The 18789-nt window shown below is 50.2% G+C and carries 16 protein-coding genes; all 16 read right to left on the bottom strand.

Annotated elements, in window-relative coordinates; translation table 11 throughout:
* Window positions 1–101: 101 nt before the first annotated feature.
* Window positions 102–1160: a UDP-N-acetylglucosamine--undecaprenyl-phosphate N-acetylglucosaminephosphotransferase gene (gene wecA / locus VOI14_RS10465; RefSeq protein WP_323751998.1), complete on the bottom strand. Its 1059-nt coding sequence runs from the start codon at window positions 1158–1160 to the stop codon at window positions 102–104.
* A gap of 149 nt (window positions 1161–1309) precedes the next feature.
* Window positions 1310–3076 carry an SLC13 family permease gene (locus VOI14_RS10460; RefSeq protein ID WP_323751997.1) on the bottom strand — a complete coding sequence of 589 codons (1767 nt, stop codon included), beginning with the start codon at window positions 3074–3076 and terminating at the stop codon, window positions 1310–1312.
* A 39-nt stretch (window positions 3077–3115) separates the two neighbouring features.
* Window positions 3116–3718 (bottom strand): adenylyl-sulfate kinase, encoded by a 603-nt coding sequence (gene cysC / locus VOI14_RS10455; protein ID WP_323751996.1) that lies wholly within the window; start codon window positions 3716–3718, stop codon window positions 3116–3118.
* The gene (gene cysN, locus VOI14_RS10450) at window positions 3715–5127 is read right to left on the bottom strand and encodes a sulfate adenylyltransferase subunit CysN (RefSeq protein WP_323751995.1); all 1413 of its coding nucleotides are present in this window, start codon (window positions 5125–5127) and stop codon (window positions 3715–3717) included. Before cysN ends, cysC begins: the two co-directional genes overlap by 4 nt.
* 9 nt (window positions 5128–5136) lie before the next feature.
* A complete protein-coding gene (gene cysD, locus VOI14_RS10445) occupies window positions 5137–6051 on the bottom strand; it encodes a sulfate adenylyltransferase subunit CysD (RefSeq protein WP_323751994.1) in 915 nt (304 codons plus the stop codon).
* Between the two features lie 90 nt (window positions 6052–6141).
* Window positions 6142–7104: a DHH family phosphoesterase gene (locus tag VOI14_RS10440; protein WP_323751993.1), complete on the bottom strand. Its 963-nt coding sequence runs from the start codon at window positions 7102–7104 to the stop codon at window positions 6142–6144.
* A gap of 10 nt (window positions 7105–7114) precedes the next feature.
* Entirely contained in the window at window positions 7115–8137 is a 1023-nt protein-coding gene (locus VOI14_RS10435) for an NAD-dependent epimerase/dehydratase family protein (RefSeq protein ID WP_323751992.1), read from the bottom strand.
* Window positions 8138–8144: 7 nt separating this feature from the next.
* Window positions 8145–9251 (bottom strand): glycosyltransferase family 4 protein, encoded by a 1107-nt coding sequence (locus VOI14_RS10430; protein ID WP_323751991.1) that lies wholly within the window; start codon window positions 9249–9251, stop codon window positions 8145–8147.
* 121 nt (window positions 9252–9372) lie between these two features.
* Window positions 9373–10545 carry a hypothetical protein gene (locus VOI14_RS10425; protein ID WP_323751990.1) on the bottom strand — a complete coding sequence of 391 codons (1173 nt, stop codon included), beginning with the start codon at window positions 10543–10545 and terminating at the stop codon, window positions 9373–9375.
* 6 nt (window positions 10546–10551) lie between these two features.
* Window positions 10552–11685 (bottom strand): glycosyltransferase family 4 protein, encoded by a 1134-nt coding sequence (locus VOI14_RS10420; protein WP_323751989.1) that lies wholly within the window; start codon window positions 11683–11685, stop codon window positions 10552–10554.
* The gene (asnB, locus tag VOI14_RS10415) at window positions 11678–13564 is read right to left on the bottom strand and encodes an asparagine synthase (glutamine-hydrolyzing) (protein ID WP_323751988.1); all 1887 of its coding nucleotides are present in this window, start codon (window positions 13562–13564) and stop codon (window positions 11678–11680) included. Before asnB ends, VOI14_RS10420 begins: the two co-directional genes overlap by 8 nt.
* A gap of 26 nt (window positions 13565–13590) precedes the next feature.
* Complete coding sequence (locus VOI14_RS10410) at window positions 13591–14688, bottom strand: glycosyltransferase (protein WP_323751987.1); 1098 nt, start codon at window positions 14686–14688, stop codon at window positions 13591–13593.
* A gap of 155 nt (window positions 14689–14843) precedes the next feature.
* Window positions 14844–15926 carry a DegT/DnrJ/EryC1/StrS aminotransferase family protein gene (locus tag VOI14_RS10405; protein WP_323751986.1) on the bottom strand — a complete coding sequence of 361 codons (1083 nt, stop codon included), beginning with the start codon at window positions 15924–15926 and terminating at the stop codon, window positions 14844–14846.
* Between the two features lie 20 nt (window positions 15927–15946).
* Window positions 15947–16522 carry an acyltransferase gene (locus VOI14_RS10400; protein WP_323751985.1) on the bottom strand — a complete coding sequence of 192 codons (576 nt, stop codon included), beginning with the start codon at window positions 16520–16522 and terminating at the stop codon, window positions 15947–15949.
* 10 nt (window positions 16523–16532) lie between these two features.
* Window positions 16533–17477, bottom strand: coding sequence for a Gfo/Idh/MocA family oxidoreductase (locus VOI14_RS10395; protein ID WP_323751984.1), 945 nt, complete (start codon window positions 17475–17477; stop codon window positions 16533–16535).
* 92 nt (window positions 17478–17569) lie between these two features.
* On the bottom strand, window positions 17570–18739 hold the full coding sequence (locus VOI14_RS10390; protein WP_323751983.1) for a glycosyltransferase: 1170 nt from the start codon (window positions 18737–18739) through the stop codon (window positions 17570–17572).
* Window positions 18740–18789 lie beyond the last annotated feature (50 nt).

Here is an 18789-nt window from a genome sequence, read left to right as displayed (position 1 = left end):
CGCGTTTCGCCGAAGGTTTTCAGGATCTCAAGGTTACACTTCGTCTAAAAAAAGAAAACGGGGACAACGCCCCGCTTCATTAGCCCCGCACATACGCCTTTTCAAATTGTCCCGCGCCCTCTAAACACGACCAAAAGCCTCCAAACATGCCTCAACGACCAGTCATATAACCCAAATAACCCAAGAAATGCCACAAACATAAACCACTCAGGCACCTGGTAGACCTCACCCAATAGCCCGGCGGCGGCTAGAGTCAACGCAACCAACGTGATGGCCACCAATGCTTCACGATCCGTAAAGCCCGCACGCATGAAAATATGATGCAGGTGATCTCTATCTGGCTTCATCACAGACTCCCCCTTGCGGGCACGCCGAAACATAATCGCAACCATATCCATCAACGGAACCGCAATAATCCACAACGCAGTCACCGGGCGCATAGCTGTATGACCTGGCTGGGTTGCGTTGACCAGCATCCACACCACCGCAAACCCAATAAACATCGACCCGGCATCACCCATAAAGATGCGAAGCCGGAAAGGCGGAATCCTCAGGTTTGCCATCAAATAGGGCACCAAGGCGCATCCGATACCCATAGCTAGCGCCAACTCGGGAGTGAAACCAGAGGTTGAGCCAAACAAAAATGCCAGAGATCCTAGCGCAACCATAGACAAGCTACCGGCCAGCCCATCTATGCCATCCACCATATTAAACGCATTCGTGGCGCCGATAACCGCCGCAATGGTTACCAGCGGCCCCAAAATTCCTAACTCAACGGGGCCAAGGCCCAGCAAGTTGCCAAACGTGGTTAACGACGTGCCGGAACCAAACGTCAGCACAGCCCCCAGAACCACCTGAATAACCAATCGCAACTTCGCCGGTAAATCGCGGGCGTCATCCACCGCACCCACAATCACCAGCAGCGCAGCACATAACAAAAAAAGCCCATGGGCATTCAGCATGGGCATCCATATCACCCACGCTATAAAAACACCCAAGAATGCGCTTAACCCACCCACCAAGGGCACCGACCCTTTGTGCAACTTTCGATGGTCTGGCGTGTCCATTAGTCGCAAATGATGCGCAACAGGGCGAAGCAGAAATAGGGATACGTAAGAAAAAAAGACGGCCATCAGACCAACCGGACTAGCCGCTTCCATGGACAACTCTCCTGAATGACATCTACATCGCCTAATCAAAGCATCACTTTAAACGACATTTACATTCGATATACCGGTGATGGCGGAACAGAATAACACTTGTTAAATCACAATATGATGACTATCGACTAAAGTACGCAGCCCTATCATTAAAATGCCCAAACCAAAGGTATCAATCCAATCGCCACACCCGCCACCAACACCGATAAAGGCGCACCAATACGCACATAATCCAAAAACTGGTAGCGCCCTGGTCCGTACACCATCAAATTCGTCTGATAGCCCAACGGAGTAATAAACGAAGCCGACGCCGCAAACATCACCGCAACAGCAAATGGCAAAAAGCTAACACCCAACTGCTCAGAAACTGCCAGTGCGATGGGAAACATCAACACAGCCGCCGCGTTGTTGGTGATCACTTCCGTAAACAGCGCGGTCAAAACATACACCATAGCCAAGGCTACCCAAGGGGTAAGAGGGCCAAAACCGAGCAAACCCCCAGCCACCCATTGAGCCGCACCGGTTTCTGTCATGGCATTACCCAAAGCGAAAGACGACGCAATCACTACCAATACCGGCAAATCCACACTTCGGCGAGCCCGGCTTGCCGTTAAGCAACCGGTAGCAATCATTGCGCCAGACGCTAAAAAGGCCGACTCCAAAATAGAAAGCAATCCGGAAGCACTCAGAACAACCATCACAGCCAAAATGCTCAAAGCCCTCGGCGCCTTGCGAAAATCAGGCGGCGTGGAGTCGTTGAGCGCGCTAACCAGCAAAAAATCCCGCCGAAACCGGTACTGCTCAACAAATTGATGACTCGCTTCCAGCAACAGGGTATCGCCCATGCGGAAAGTGATATCACCCAGCTTACCGGGCACTCGCTTCCCTTCCCGCGAAACAGAAAAAATCACGGCATTAAAACGCGTGCGGAAACGGCTGTCGCGAATGGTCTTATTTAATGCCGGGAACTCCGGCCCCAGAACCACCTCCACCAAGCACCGCTGGTGGTTTTCCACTTCGAGCTTGTGGACGCTTCCGTTAGCAGGCTTGAGCCCCTGAATGCGGCGCAACTCACTGGCACATTCAGGCGCACCCACGAAATACAGCTTATCACCGGCCTGCAGAGTTCGGTCTGGCTCTACCGCCGTGATCAAACGTCCCTCGCGGTCAATTTCCGTCAGGTAACCGTACGTCAGTGCTCGCAAACCCGCTTCAGCAATGGTTTTACCCGCCAGTGGCCCGCGCTCCTCTACTTGAACTTCAACGCCGTACTCCCGAACCTGATCCAGTTCCTCGCTCAAACCGCCTCGGTCCGGCAGCAACCGGTGACCAATAAATACCAGGAAAGCACCGCCAACCACCAACAAAGGCACGCCCACCCAGGCAAGTTCGAAAAGCCCGAGATTAATGCCAAGCCGGGTTTGGAGCATGCCGTCGACCACGAGATTCGTGCTCGTACCAATCAAGGTACAAGTACCACCTAAAATCGCGGCATAGCTTAGCGGTAACAGCAGCTTTGAACCCGGTATGCCTAGGCGCTGGGCCCAATCCTGAATGGCAGGAATAAACATAGCCACAACCGCTGTGTTGTTCATGAAACCACTCAACACACCGGTCGGCGCGATCATTCTCAGCTGCGCACCACGCTGGGTTTTCGGGTGCCCCAACAACAATCGGGCAATCCACTGAACTGCTCCCGTTTCCTTCAAGCCCGCCGCCACCACGTACAATGTGGCGATGGTGATCACACCCGGGCTCGCAAAACCCGAAAGCGCCGCAACAGGCCCCAGCACACCGCACACTAACAATAACGCCAACGCAGCCATCAGCACCAAATCAGCCGACAGCCGCGTTAAAGCCAAAGTGCCCAGCACGGCAATTAGCGTGATCAGGGTAAAAACGGCCTGCCATTCCATGCGTTGAAGCACTCCAGATCGAGGTCTGACGCCGCAGCGTTATGAGTTAGGGGTAATCATGCCACGGTCGAGTAAGTACGCGATGAGCGAATCCACGCATTCCTCTACGGTGTTCTGGGAAGTATCCAAGCGAAGCTCGGGGTGAGACGGTACTTCGTAGGGAGAATCGATGCCTGTGAAATGCTTAATCTCGCCGGAGCGCGCTTTTTTGTAAAGACCCTTTGGATCACGGGATTCGCAAGTTTCCAGGGGTGCATCCATGAAGACCTCAATAAATTCACCAGCCGGAAACAGCTTGCGAACCATCCGGCGATCGCTGGTAAATGGCGAGATAAACGCACTCATCACGATCAACCCGGCATCGGCGAACAACTTGCACACTTCGCCAACTCGGCGAATATTTTCCTCACGGTCGTCGTCAGAAAAACCCAAGTCGCTGCACAGACCGTGGCGTACGTTATCACCGTCCAGCAAAAAAGTATGGTAACCCCGTTGGTGTAGAGCGACGTCTAACGCATTCGCGATAGTAGATTTACCAGAACCACTCAAGCCAGTGAACCAAAGCAAACAAGGCTTCTGGTTCTTATTGGCTGAGCGCTCCGCGCGAGTAATTTTATGATCGTGCCAAACGATGTTGCTCATACTTCCTTGCACCCCCACTCTGGGAAATTCTCACGAACATACATGTTCAGGTTTCGCTCGGCTTCGGTGTACTCACGCTCAGTAAGCCCACCGGCACTATCCAACGCACGTTCAACCATGCCTGCTGCCACCGTCACGTTCGTAAGGCGGTCAATCAGAATGAAGGCCCCTGTTCCCGGGTGGTCCTGATAGCCTTCCACGACAACGGGCTCTGCGAGTTCAATGTCACAGACACCGATGCCGTTCAGCTCAAGACCATTGACCGTTTGCGCACTCCGCTCCAGGCTATTGACGTCAATTTCTTCCAAAACCTTGTTGACGAAGCAGCCGGTCACTTTAGTGCCAATTTTGATGCCGTACTCGCGGCCCGGCACCAAAGCTTTTTCACTCATCCAAACCACATTGGCGGAAAAGCGCTGCCCCATGTCAGGTTGCTGGTTCGCGTGCACCAACAAATCGCCACGAGAGATATCGATGTCATCTTCCAAAGTAATGGTCACCGCATCACCCGGCCACGCCCGCTCGAGCTCACCTTCGTAGGTGTGAATACCCTTCACTCGAGAACTCTTGCCGGAAGGCAACACAGCCAATTCATCACCCTTCTGCATTACACCACTGGCGACCGTGCCACAGTAGCCACGGAAATCCAGATTTGGCCGGTTCACAAACTGCACCGGGAACCGGAAGTCGATGACATTCTGATCAGACCGCAGTTCAACCTGCTCCAGAATATTCATCAATGTTTCGCCGTGGTACCAAGGCGTGCTTTCACTGCGGTTTACCACGTTATCGCCGTTCAGCGCTGAGATGGGTACGTAATACACATCTTTCAAACCAAGCTGCGCGGCCAACTTTTCATATTCCGCACGAATTTCGTTAAAACGCTCTTCGCTGAACTCCACCAAGTCCATCTTATTGATGGCCACCACCACGTGCTTCAAGCCGAGGAGTGAAACGATAAAACTGTGACGGCGAGATTGGGTCAATACACCCTTACGAGCATCAACCATCACGATGGCTAGATCACAGGTGGATGCGCCCGTGGCCATATTACGGGTGTACTGCTCGTGGCCCGGGCAGTCCGCAATGATGAACTTACGCTTGTCGGTAGAAAAATACCGGTACGCGACATCAATGGTGATGCCCTGCTCCCGCTCAGAAGCCAAGCCATCCACCAGCAACGCCAAATCCAGCGCTTCGCCCGCGTTACCCTGACGCTCGTTATCTTTGTGCAATGCCGCCAAGTGATCTTCAAAAATTAACTTGGAATCGAACAACAAACGACCGATCAGAGTGGATTTACCATCATCCACACTGCCGCACGTCAAAAACCGCAGTAGATCTTTATTTTCGTGTTGGTCCAGGTAAGCAAGGATATCTTCTTCAATTAAAGCCGATGCATGAGACATAATAATTCCTTAGAAGTACCCTTCGCGTTTTTTCTGTTCCATTGACGCCGAAGCATCGTGGTCAATCACCCGGCCCTGACGTTCAGAGGTGGTTGTCAGCAACATTTCCTGAATTATCTCAGGCAAGGTAGCCGCTTCGGATTCCACCGCACCGGTGAGCGGATAACAGCCCAAGGTACGGAAACGCACCTTTTTCATCATCGGCTTTTCACCCGGCTCCAGAGGCATGCGGTCGTCATCGACCATAATCAGGGTACCGTCACGCTCAACCACTGGGCGTTCAGCGGCCAGGTACAGCGGAACAATATCGATGTTTTCTAGGTAGATATACTGCCAGATATCCAGCTCGGTCCAGTTCGACAGAGGGAACACGCGAATGCTTTCGCCTTTACTCACCTTACCGTTGTACAGGTTCCACAATTCCGGGCGCTGACTCTTCGGATCCCAGCGGTGGAACTTGTCACGAAATGAATACACCCGTTCTTTGGCTCGGGATTTCTCTTCATCCCGGCGAGCACCACCAAACGCAGCATCGAAACCATACTTATCCAACGCCTGCTTCAACGCCTGGGTCTTCATCACGTCCGTGTGGGTCGCACTGCCGTGGGTGAAAGGCCCAATACCCTGCTCCACGCCTTCCTGATTGGTGTGCACAATCAGCTTCATACCCAGTTTTTCGGCCATCTTGTCCCGGAAGGTAATCATCTCCTTGAACTTCCAGGTGGTGTCTACGTGCATCAACGGGAACGGCGGCTTACCGGGGGCAAACGCCTTCATGGCGAGGTGCAACATGACGGCGGAATCTTTACCGATGGAATACAGCATTACCGGGTTATCAAACTCGGCCGCCACTTCGCGAATAATATGAATCGACTCCGCCTCAAGCTGATTGAGGTGGGTTTTCTTAGGGGGGGTTAATGTCATTTCTTAAATCCAGATTATGTTCGAAATACTTTCCCGGCAGGCTAGAAACGTGTCAGACCCTACGGGTCTGACCTCACCCAAAGTTTGAACCTACCGCCAAAACCCAGCCATCAAACCAACAAACTCATCCAACTGAGCAACGGGCAACTCATTAATCCCTGCAGCCGCCTTACGCCCACCACCGGTAGGAAATTTCCGAGCCACTTCGTCAGCGCCAGTGCGGTTATTCAAAGGCGCCCGAATGCTCACCAAGTAATGATCGCTTCCAGTCTCCGTAACGATCGCGCATGCCTTATCCGGGTTGCGATTCGCCAGCTCATTACCTAACACGCCACTCACCCGGCGCGCCCAAGCTGCATTCGGCAACTTCACCACCAACGACGTGTCGGTTTCTGACAGAACCGGCGCAGCAAGGCCTTCCGCCATATCGGCCTCATAACCATCGCGCAACTGTTGCCAGGCAGCAGGTTCCGAGAAAATCAAGTCCAGCGGGTCAGCAAACTTCAAAAACTCCCGGAACAAATCAGCGGGGTGGAAATGTAAATCCTCAACCGTAGAACCGTACCCGTTGTAGTTAATACACACTCCAAGGTTTTTCAGCAGAGCTGCCTGTTCAGACGACAAACCCGCCTCCTGAGCCAACTCCTCAGCTACCTCATTCAAATTATCACCAAAGGCTGCTGTGATCGCCCAGTGATGGAACTGGCCGCCCAAGTGCTCGTCTACCAGCAAACTGGTACAGGTAGTCGGCTGAGTGTCGATAAGGGCCTTGAAACCAGGCGCATCCGGCAAAGTGTCGCCCGGGAAGTGGTGATCCACATAGAACACGGAGCAGTCAGCGGCTAGCAGACTATCAACCGCGGGACGGTTTTTATCCAAGCTGATGTCGAGAATGTTCACTCGGGCGGGGGAATCTCGCGGCACCTGTTTAGCCAATGTGATATCCCGCTTTACGCCGGTAATAAGTGTGGACTTGCAGGGCTCCGCTAGGCGGAGTTGAATCAGGGCGCAGATGCCGTCAGCATCGCCGTTGAATACGTCAAAAACGTTCATAAAACCTACTTTATTTAACAGTGGCCCGGTACCAAGGCATGGCTTTCGCGATCCCTTCCTGAATCCGGTACTCAGGCTCATAACCCAACTGATCTTGGGCCTTCTCCATACTGGCTTGCGAGTGCCGAACATCTCCCTCCCGGAACTCCCGGTACACCGGCAGTTCAGTATAAGGGCAACCAATGCCCGTCAACGACGCCTTCAGTGAATCAAACAGAATATTAAGCGTGGTACGGTCGCCAACGGCCACATTATAAACCTCGCCTCTTGCCTGCTCAGGCGCGGTAGCCGCCAATAGGTTCGCCTGCACAGCATTTTCGATAAAACAGAAATCCCGACTGGTTTCGCCATCGCCATTAATAAAAACCGGCTCGCCCGCAATCATTGCAGAAGCCCATTTTGGAATCACCGCCGCGTAGGCGCCGTTCGGGTCTTGGCGCTGACCAAACACATTGAAGTAACGCAATCCGGTGGCTTTGAAACCATAGGTACGGTCAAATACGTCCGCATATAGCTCGTTTACATATTTAGTGACCGCATAAGGCGACAACGGGTTACCGGTTACATCTTCCACCTTCGGCAAAGCTCGGTGATCGCCATAGGTAGAACTGGATGCCGCATAGGTAAAGCTCTGAACTGTGGCATTCCGCGCCGCCACTAGCATATTCAGAAAACCGGAGACATTTGCGGCATTGCTGGCAATCGGATCATTAATAGAGCGCGGCACCGAGCCCAAGGCGGCCTGGTGCAACACATAATCCACGCCGGCACAGGCACTCTGGCAATCCGTAAGATTTGTAATATCCCCTTCCATAAGCCGGAACCGTGCCCATTGCTCACCAGTGACCAGAGACTCAACTTCATCCAAATTATGCTGATAGCCAGTGGCGAAGTTATCTAGACCGACAACGGTTTGATTAAGCTTCAGCAAATGCTCCAGAAGATTGGAGCCAATGAAACCGGCGACGCCAGTGATCAACCAGGTTTTGGGGTTATCCGCAAGAGCGCTTTTCAATTCTTGGTAAGCCGACATAACATCCTCAATTGGGGAGGCAATCCAGATAAGCCTGAACCACCCGATCTTCACTAAAATGTTCCTTCATCCGCCGGCGCGCAGCATCACCTGCCCGCTGCCGCTCGAATGGATTTAATTCAAATACCCGCTTCATTTGTTGAGCCAAAGACTCAGCACTGCGCACCTTGCACAACCACCCAGTCACATCCGGCTCTATGGCATGCCTGCAGCCTGGCACATCCGTCACGATAGCAGGCCGTCCCATGGCAGCCGCCTCCAGTACAGTGCGAGGCATACCTTCACGATAGGAAGGCAGCACCAGCACATGAGCTTGCTCAATCAATGGCCGCACATCATCCGTTTCGCCGAGATATTCCAGCCAACCCTGAGTAACCCAGCGATCAACTTCTTCCCTAGTAATGGCAGTACGGTTGCTCACACCCAGCGGCCCGACCAGCAGGCAACGCACTTCAAGGCCTTGTGCCTTCAGCTGCCCGCAGGCCTCTGCATACTCTCGAACGCCTTTGTCGCCAAGTAAGCGGGCTATCATAATGAAGGTAATCGGCCCAGACTGGGACAAGGGCGACGCCTGAAACCGCTGCAAGTCGACTCCAGAACCCGGCAACAAGGTATAAGGGGTGGCCCCCAACATCGCTTGATCGCGAAAAACAGAAAGGTCTTCTTCATTCTGAAAGAACAAATGCCGCGCCCGCTGGTTCACAAGTCCATAAACCTGCCGAACACGACGAAATAGCCAAGTATCGTGAATGAACGCTGTGCCCAAGCCCGAGATGTTGTTGGCAAACGGGATTTTCTGAAGTGCACATACCAAGCCGCAATAGATGTTCATCTTAACCGTAAAGTTGAACACAAAGTCCGGCCGATGCTCCCGCGTCACCTTCCAGATATATCGCAAGCTGCGAAGCTCCTGAACCGCGCCCGTGCTTTTGCCATCCAGTGGCAGTGAAATATGTTCCGCCCCCAGTTCTTCTACCAGTCGCTGGCTGAAGTCGTCCGGCGGAGATAGGCAAATTACCCGCTTGCGCTGCTCTCGCAAAGAGCGAATGGTACTACGGCGAAAGTTGTATAAATACCAAGAGGTGTTCGAGCTAAGAAAAACGACCGACTTCAAAGGTGCTCCTGTAATTTTGCTCAATGCTCTATATTCCAATGCATAGCCTTAGCAATAGCCTCACAAATCTTATACCCCAGCTTACTCGCCGCGCTGCCAATGTCCGCATCGGGAGTCTAGGTCACGACAAGGGCTGTCTGTGGCTGCGCCGTCTTACAGTGAAAGGCATTATTCTTTGCACACGACAATCCGCACACACAAACAACACAAACAACACCACGAAAGGATAGCGGTAGCGGGCTGCAGTACCGTAGTTGAACACCACCAACCCATAAACCGAAAGCGCCAGAGCGATAAACAACAACCAGAACATCAGTTTTCTAGGCACCTGCTTCCAGGCAACCTTTGCAATGAGAAAAAGCAACCACAGCACCAACAGGTTCTCGCCGGCCTGTATCAATTGAAGAGAATTGCTCGCTTCCCAGGGGAAAGGCTTAGCCAAAAAATAAAGCCCGCTCACCATGCCTTCGGCGACAAATTCTGCGGGACTACCTATGAACTCAACATCCTCAACATTCCCGCCATCTTCCACATACATGGATCCCCGGAATTTATTCACCTCGGGAAGCGCAATAGGCGATACTGCTACCAACGTAATCAAAGCTCCAACCACAACGGCTATCGCCCGACTGCCTGCAATACCACTTTTACGGATACCGAACAACACGTAAACCAAAAGAACTGGCCCCACGATGAAAAAATTCTGAAACTTGATAGCGTGTAAAAAGTACAAAGGTAAGAGTGCAAACCACCACCGCCCTTCTCTTGTCCACTGAACCGCCACTACCATACATATAAAAATTAACGTGTCTCGCAACCCCATCCCCGTATAGAGTGCCAAACTGGGATAAAGCAAATAAAACCAGAGAGAGATTGGTGTAAAGACACGCTTAGCAAACAGCCAAAAAAATAGCGCTGACCATAGAAATGTATTAAAAAAGCCTAAGCTCAATGGCGTGATAGCAAACGGAAATGGAATAAATGAGAACAACACCGACGCTTGCTCTACATTCCCACCACTCCAAGCGTCAACTATAGACAAATCACCTGTTCGAATAGCATTAAATACCCTCCAATATTTAAACGCATCCGGCATATAGCTAAATGAAAAAAGGACGCCATTAAGAAAAAATGGGAGAGCACAATGTAACAGCAGTACCACCTGAACAATAGGCTCGACTTTTAGCAGCCTACCAAAAGATAGGACAAACAATGTACATAACAAAAAATTTGGCATGTCGTAAAAACGCATGCCTGCAAAGCCTTCACCTAAAACCCAGCTAATATCGCTCACGAGTAATTAATCACCCAAGTTCCAAGCCAATTCGTAAAGCTGCACGGTATGATTGAGTGAATATCTCGCCATAACTCTAGCTCTGCTGCGCTCACCACGATCAAAATAGGTTTCCGGGTAATGCAAACGCTCTTCAAGTGAGGACGCTATGGCCCGAGCTAAAGCCTCTGCATTTTCGGGGGGGCACAAAAAACCGGTATCACCGATAATAACTGATGCATCACCAACATCTGTCGATACGCATGGGATTCCGCACGCCATCGCCTCGGCCACGACATTTGGGAACCCCTCACTGAAACTGGACAAAACATGTGCATCCAATGCATTCATGAAATCTGGGATATCTCGCCGAGGACCTGACAGAAGCACCGTATTATCAAGCCCCATTTTAGAGATCATGCGCCTAAGCTCTTGGTTCTCAGCCGTTAAGCCTGTGCCGACTAAAGCACACCTTATGGAATACCCCCACTTATTCAAAAGCACTAAGGATTCCAACAAATTTTTATGATCTTTCTGAGGATGGTATCGTCCAACCATTCCCAAAAGAAACTCTTCCGAATCAACACCAATTTGAGCGCGGATTCGGGTTCTAGCCTCAGTACTCGGCTTCAGCTTACAGAGGTCGTAACCATTCGGGATCACCATCATCTTATTCTTACAGTATCCCAAGCCTACATGGGCCTTTTGCGCTTTTTCTGCACAACAGACAATCTTTTTGGGCACAATATAAGATAAGACCGAGCACACTCTAGCAATAGCAATTGTACTTTTTTTTGCTATTGCTCGACCAAGCGTTGTTTGTCGAATTCCCCATATTACATTTCGAATTCCTGCAAATCTTGCTGCAAGGCCCCCGATAAGATCCGCGTGGTACATCCACGTTTGCACCACATCGGGTTTCTCCGCGCGAATCATTTTTATAAGCTGCCAGAAATGACCAATACTAGCTCTCACAGAGATCATTCCCAGTGCTTCGACTTTTACCCCCCCCTCGCGAAGAATCGACGCGTACTTACCTTCATCCGTCAAAGAAATAACGACATGCTCCGCACCATGGCTATTGAGGCAAATGCGACTTAAAACGCCTTCCGCACCGCCATCCCCAAGCCCTGTTATAACGTGAAGAACTTTTTTACCCATTTTGATGTTCCAGCCAAGCCTGGAACATCAAAATGCTCCATAAACGATTAGAGTGATCCCGCCTTCCGGACTGATGCTCCTCAAACGCTTTTCGTACAATCTTCGGCTGGAAATACCCCTCATTCCGTAAGCGGCGCTCATCCAACAGACTTTCCGCCCAGTCGCGCAGAGGCCCTCTTAACCAGTGAGCCATGGGTACGGAAAACCCCTTTTTAGGTCTCTCGATCAGCGATTGGGGGACATGTCGATAAAGCACCTGCCGTAGTACCCACTTTCCTTGCCCCTCACGTACTTTCATGCTCAAAGGCAAGCGCCAAGCCAACTCGACCACTCTGTGATCCAGAAGCGGCACACGGGTTTCGAGGCTATTCGCCATAGCAGCGCGATCAACCTTGACCAGAATATCTTCTGGCATATACATCTGGCTCTCCATTGCCATCATCCAGTGCTCGTAGCCATCTGTCTTGGGCCAATGCCGAGAACTATTAAGAACTGTCGGATACTCCGTACCACCAAGAACCACGGAGTCGGGGCTCAGCCAATGGGAAATAACTGCCCTGTAAAATCCTTCACGGTCTTTAGCCGACATCACTCCCGCAAGCTTCAGATACTTGTCCGGCAAGGGGAGGCGCTCCATCATACCGGCTACCCCATATCGAAGTGACAACGGAACTTTGGTCAATGCGGCCCAGTATCTCGGAACAAATTGATAAGGTGTATACCCGCCAAACAACTCATCGCCGCCATCACCACTAAGAGCAACAGTTACATGCTCCCTAGCAAGCTTAGTGACCAGATAAGTCGGTATTTGAGAGCTATCTGCAAAAGGTTCACAGTAAATGTCAGGCAGCTTGGGGATTACATCTAAAGCATCCTTCGCAGACACATAAAACTCGGTATGCTCTGTACCCAAATGCCGAGCGACTGCTGAGGCATGCTCCGCTTCATTGTAACGGTGGTCATCAAAACCAACCGCAAAGGTTTTAATCGGTTTGGAAGACTGGGACTGCATCAATGCGGCAATGAGACTGCTATCGACACCACCACTGAGAAATGCTCCAAGCGGTACATCAGACAGCATTTGCCCCTGCACGCTTTGGGTAATAGCGCGCTCTAATTCAATTACCGCCTCCTCTGCACTGCCAGCAAAAGGGGTAGCCAAGCCGGAAGCGACGGATTTGTTAACGCTCCAGTATGGAACTGGCTCCGGCAAGAGGCCATTATCGGAAGCTGATATTTGCACAAAGCAACCCGGGGGCAGTTTCTGTATACCTTTATAAATACTGTGTGGCGCAGGAATATAATTGTGGCGCAGGTACACAGACAGAGCATTGCGATCAACCTCGTCTACAAAATCTGGGTGGACTTTAAGCGCCTTTAGTTCTGAGCCAAATAGCAAAGTACCGCTCTGCCTCCCCCAGTACAGCGGTTTTTCCCCCATCCGATCTCTAGCTAGCGTTAACGTGTTCGTCTGCCTATCCCACAAAGCAAATGCAAACATGCCAACAAGAGATTCAAGAGTTTTTCTTACGCCCCAGGAAGCTAGGCACTCCAAAAGCGTTTCCGTGTCGGAGTGGCTTTTCCATTTCGGAGCGGCCCCCTTCTTTTGTAGCGCTTCCCTTAAGGCCAAATGGTTGTATATCTCCCCGTTGTAAGCAATAACGTAGCGCCCACATTGACTGTGCATGGGCTGCTGGCCAGCCGCCGTAATGTCTAAAATAGAAAGGCGGCGATGTACAAGAAGCACTCCATTGTTTTTATCGCTCCAATAACCGGCCTCATCCGGGCCACGGTGACTGAGCGCATCTATCATGTCATTAACTAAGGCAGACTCAGAAGAAATAGCACGACCACTTAGAACACCTGCAATGCCACACATACGATTATCCCAAGAAAAACGACAAATCAAGACTCTTTCAAGCCAACAAAGCCACAAAAATAATCAGAAAATCGTTCTACGCTGTGGGACTCATCTATAAATTTGGAATTAATTTTTGATGCAGTGCTATCTGACAATGCAGCGTGAAGGCTAAACATGAAGTCCTCAGACTCCCTTGATGCAACAACCGCATTCATAGCCTCATCTTTAGGCAGCATTAAACGTGTATCACCCTCATCGGTGGCGATAACCTTACATCCTAACAACATGGCCTCCATCATCGATTGAGACGGATAATTATCGTATTCTTGAAGCGAAAAAAATACAGAAGCCTTAGAAAGCGTGCTGACTAGCTGCGATTGTTCACCAAATACAACAACGTTTCTCACATATTTTTCGTTCAATTTCTGTGCATAGTTTTCGACCTGTTCCTTGAGACTTCCGCTACCGAAGATCACGATAGAAAGGCCGCCACCATATAATTCGAGATAGCGGTCCACAATATCAAGCGCTAAGATTGGATTCTTGGTTTTCTCTAAGGCGCCACAAAATACAACTGTTTCTTCCCTCATATCAGAAAAGCATGCATCAATCAAATTCCTTTTTGATGGAAAACTACAAGGGGAAACAGATATTTTTTCAGCCCACCCCTTCAAATCGTGACTCGGATTAAGCACATCAATAGCGTCAACCGCCTCAAGAACTTCAACCCATTGTTTTTTGGCATTCCGATCACCATAACTCGCCATTTCTAAGGTTCTAGAGGCAAATGTGCAAGAAACTTTTGTATTTGAGAACTTACATAACGGCATTATTATCTTTATTAGACGACCAGCTCCAGCAATATGAACCTGAGAGTATTTACGAAATAAAATACGTGACAGAACTAAAGACAAGACAAAAAAATTTTTTAATGAAAAAAGATCCCCTCCATCCTCTATCACTTTAACTTTATCATTAACCTTTAGCTCAAGCGAATCTACTAAGCTTTTCGTTGTAAGAACTTCAAATCCATCCAATCTGCTAGTTAAATAACCACCAAGATAACTAAACCTCTGTGCCATCCCCCCCACACCGCCACGAGACTTGTAGAGTATCGAAACTATCAAAACTGGTTTTTTCATAAACACCTTACTTAAATTCTTAAAACTCGTTATATAGTAAAAAGGGCGAAAAATTCACGACGAGGATCTATTTGCATTAATTCAAAAGGGAAAAGAAAGCGCAACGAACATTAATAAACGCTGTATATAGGATCAAACGGAACCGCCTCGTGGCACTACATCAACCCAAGAGCACAAACAACTTCTTCCTGCTCAGAACTAAGCAGATAAGGGTGCATAGGCAAACTCAAAACCACCTCAGCCACCGCATCTCCAAATGGCAATCTAGCCCTAGCATCAGCCACAGCAGGCTGCTTATTCAGAGGAATCGGATAATGAACAGCTGTAGGTACACCAGCTTCGCTCAGTTTGGCCTGAACGTCATCGCGATGTTCCACGCGAATCGTATACTGAGCCCAAGCTGCAACATTGCCGTTTTCTATCAGAGGGGTTGTCTGTACGCCCGCATCATTCAACAACATCGTATACCGCTTAGCGACTTGATTCCGAAGTTCGATTTCTTCAGCAAGAATTTCCAACTTGGGGAGTAGTATCGCTGCTTGCAATGTGTCCAGCCGGCTATTCACCCCTACGCGCAGGTGATGGTACCTGCGGTCTTGGCCGTGCCGAGCGATCTGCCGAAGCACCAAAGCCAACTCATCGTCGTTTGTGAAGATAGCACCGCCATCTCCATAGCACCCCAATGGCTTACTCGGGAAAAAACTGGTACACCCGATTGTCGTTAGGTTGCACGATTTAGTGCCTTTATAACTGCCACCAAAACTTTGAGCGCCGTCTTCAATCACCGGGATGCCGTGCTTACTGGCAATGGCGTTAATGGCATCAAAATCCGCACACTGGCCATACAAAGACACAGGAATTATCGCTTTAGTTCGTGGCGTTATAGCCTCTTCGAGAAGCGCAGGATCCATATTGTAGGTTTTAGGGTCTATGTCTACGTAAATGGGCTTGGCGCCTAGTACAGCTGGGGTTTCAGCCGTTGCGATATAGCTAAAGCCAGGTACAATCACTTCATCACCTGGCCCGACACCCAGCGCCATTTGGGCAACTTGCAAAGCATCAGTACCATTGGCAACGGATATACAATGCTTAGCCCCACAAAAAGCTGCAAGCTTTTCTTCCAATTCCGCGACTTCCGGGCCAAGAATGTACTTGCCATGAGACAGAACTTTCTGGATATTCGCGTCAATCTTGTCTTTGATTCTTGCTTGTTGTGCAGCTAGATCTACGAATTGCATGGACTAAAACCTTTGCAAAATTAATGCTTAGTAACAGTATTGCTTTTAAGCCTGTATACACTACCCGTATGGACGCAAGCAGTTTCAGCGTTCCCTGACACGGGTAAATCCAGTTGTTCGCCAAACTCACTCATCCAGCCAATCTGTCGAGCAGGCACTCCCACCATCAGCGCGTACGGTGGCACATCTTTATTAACCACTGCCCCGGCACCCACGAAAGCGAATTCACCAATAGTCACACCGCAAACAATGGTGCAGTTAGCGCCCAATGTGGCGCCGCGTTTCACCAGTGTGTCCCTATATTCGTCTTTACGCTCGATTAACGAGCGAGGGTTGTACACATTGGTAAACACCATGCTCGGGCCACAGAAGACACCCTTTTCAAGATGCACGTTGTCATAAACCGACACGTTGTTCTGAATTTTGCAGTTATCGCCAACGGTCACCTTGTTTCCCACGAATACGTTTTGGCCTAGGGAGACATTCTCACCGATCCTAGCACCACCGCATACGTGTACGAAGTGCCACACGCGGGAGCCGTCACCGATCTGCGCCCCATCATCTACAATGGCACTGGGGTGAATACTGACTGACATACAAACTCCCTTAGTTACTCAGGAATGGGTGGTAGTCACCGGTCAAGCCTACGGGCGTGGCATTGCGAATATGCGACACTGTTTCTATAGCTACGCGGTTTTCTTCCAGCCCAAAGCCCCGGCCAGCCAAAATTTCTTCATAGCTGCGAGTGTGCAGGTCGGTAAAACCGCCCGAGAACTCAATTTCTTCGCCATCCACAGTAATCGACCGATAGGTCCGCTGCCCCTGGGCTTTAGCACTCTCTGGCACGTATTTGTAATCCACCGACAGGAACCAGCGCACGCGGGCTTTCTCGTATTCCAGGTACCCGGCGGCCATAGTTTCATCGCTGTGATGCACTACGTTTCCCTGCAACTCACCGAAAATGAAGTGCAGCATGTCATAAAAATGCACACCAATGTTGGTAGCGATACCTCCAGACTTCTTGTTGTCACCCTTCCAGGACTGCAGATACCAGTGCCCCCGAGAAGTGATGTAAGCCAGGTCTACTTCGTGCTTAGTTTCCCGGCTTTCAGCCTGAACTTTGTCACGCAATGCAATAATCGAAGGGTGTACGCGCAGCTGAAGAATGGTGTTCACCTTCCGACCGGTATCTTTCTCGATATCAATCAGGCCATCTATGTTCCACGGGTTAAGCACCAACGGCTTTTCGCAGATGGCATCGGCCCCGGCACGCAGTGCAAAGCGCATATGGCTGTCGTGCAGGTAATTAGGAGAACAGATGGACATGTAATCTACGGCCTGCCCACCGTTGGCCCGGCGGAGTTTGTCGATGTGACGGTCGAAGCGCTCGAATTCGGTAAAGAAGTCTGCGTTTGGAAAATAGCTGTCGATTATTCCAACGGAGTCGTTTTTATCTAGTGCTGCGACAAGATTGTTGCCCGTGTCTTTAATGGCCTTCATGTGACGCGGGGCGATGTAGCCGGCGGCACCGATGAGAGCAAACTTCTTCATGTAACCCTCTTTTCTTAAATTTTAATCTATTGAAATGGATGGCAAGCTAGGCTAGCGAAAATACGGTTTGATTCGAAAATAACGTCGACCCCTTATCCCCTCGCCCGATGAATCCCCTCGTAAATCTCAGTTAGCTGCTTAGCGACTGCAGGCCCAGAAAACCGCTCTCTTGCACGTCTCGCAATTTTGTCGGGCTCGTAACTGTTGATGTCGCCGTCAATTTGAATCATTGCATCGGCTAGGGCTAAAGGTGACTTCGGGGGAACCAGTAATCCATCGCCTTCTGAAACAATACACTCGGGACCGCCACATCGAGTAGCAATGAGAGGTAGCCCAGCCATTAGAGCTTCTGCAGCAACTACGCCAAATGTTTCGTAGTGGCTGGAGACAACCATCACATCCACCTCACCCATTAAAGCCGGCACTTCCCCGGGCGGTATGAGGCCAGTGAAGCGAACGTGATCAGACACACACAAATCATGTGCAAGCTGTTCTAGTTCCGAACGAATGGGGCCATCACCCGCTAGCCATAACTCCGCGCTTACTCCACTTTCAAGCACATGTCTAAATGCGTTCAGTAAATCTTTCTGACCTTTATTCTCTGTCATCAATGCAAGATTCAAATACCGGATGGGGCGATTGGCTCGCTCTTCAGGCGCAGGCTTTCCAAACCTATCCGCAACCACGTTAGGAACCCAATTCCAAGAAACTTTCGGTGCAGACAGTTTTTTAGTAAGCAGTTCGCCTAAAGCGGGACTCACGGATATACACGTATGGGACGATTCTGCCGCTTTAGAAGCCAAACGCAACTGCCACCTCATATAAATATTTCTAGCAAATCCGCTACTGTGCTCAGTTAAGACAACAGGAATATTCCAGTCACGACCGATTTTTGCTGCAGCTGCTCCACCCAACAAGGCTGAATGTGCATGAATGATATCCGGCGTGCCATTTTCCCGCACGTAATCTCGCATCATTTTTCTAGCCGCTCGGGCGAAAAGCCAATAATTGCCATAGGGTACACGCGGTAGCGCTGCGAGCACTCCTTTTCGATAGGTTGCTATACTAGAATCAAATTCGAAGTATGGAAAATCTACTTCATGGGGGCGGCGAAACAACTTCCGCAAAGAGTTCATTTGAGGAGATAGCACTCCTACTTTATGACCATAGTTCAGAAGAGCCATGGCCTGGTCTCGGAAGAAGACACCTCCGACGTCGTTTGAGGCTCTAGGGTACCATGAAGGAAGTATGAGTATATGCATAAATAATATTCAACTTGGTTAAGCGCAAAAATCACGAACTCCATGAGCCG

The organism is Marinobacter sp. (genome assembly GCF_034669625.1).
Lineage (GTDB): Bacteria > Pseudomonadota > Gammaproteobacteria > Pseudomonadales > Oleiphilaceae > Marinobacter.
This window is presented reverse-complemented; position numbering and strand designations above follow the sequence as displayed.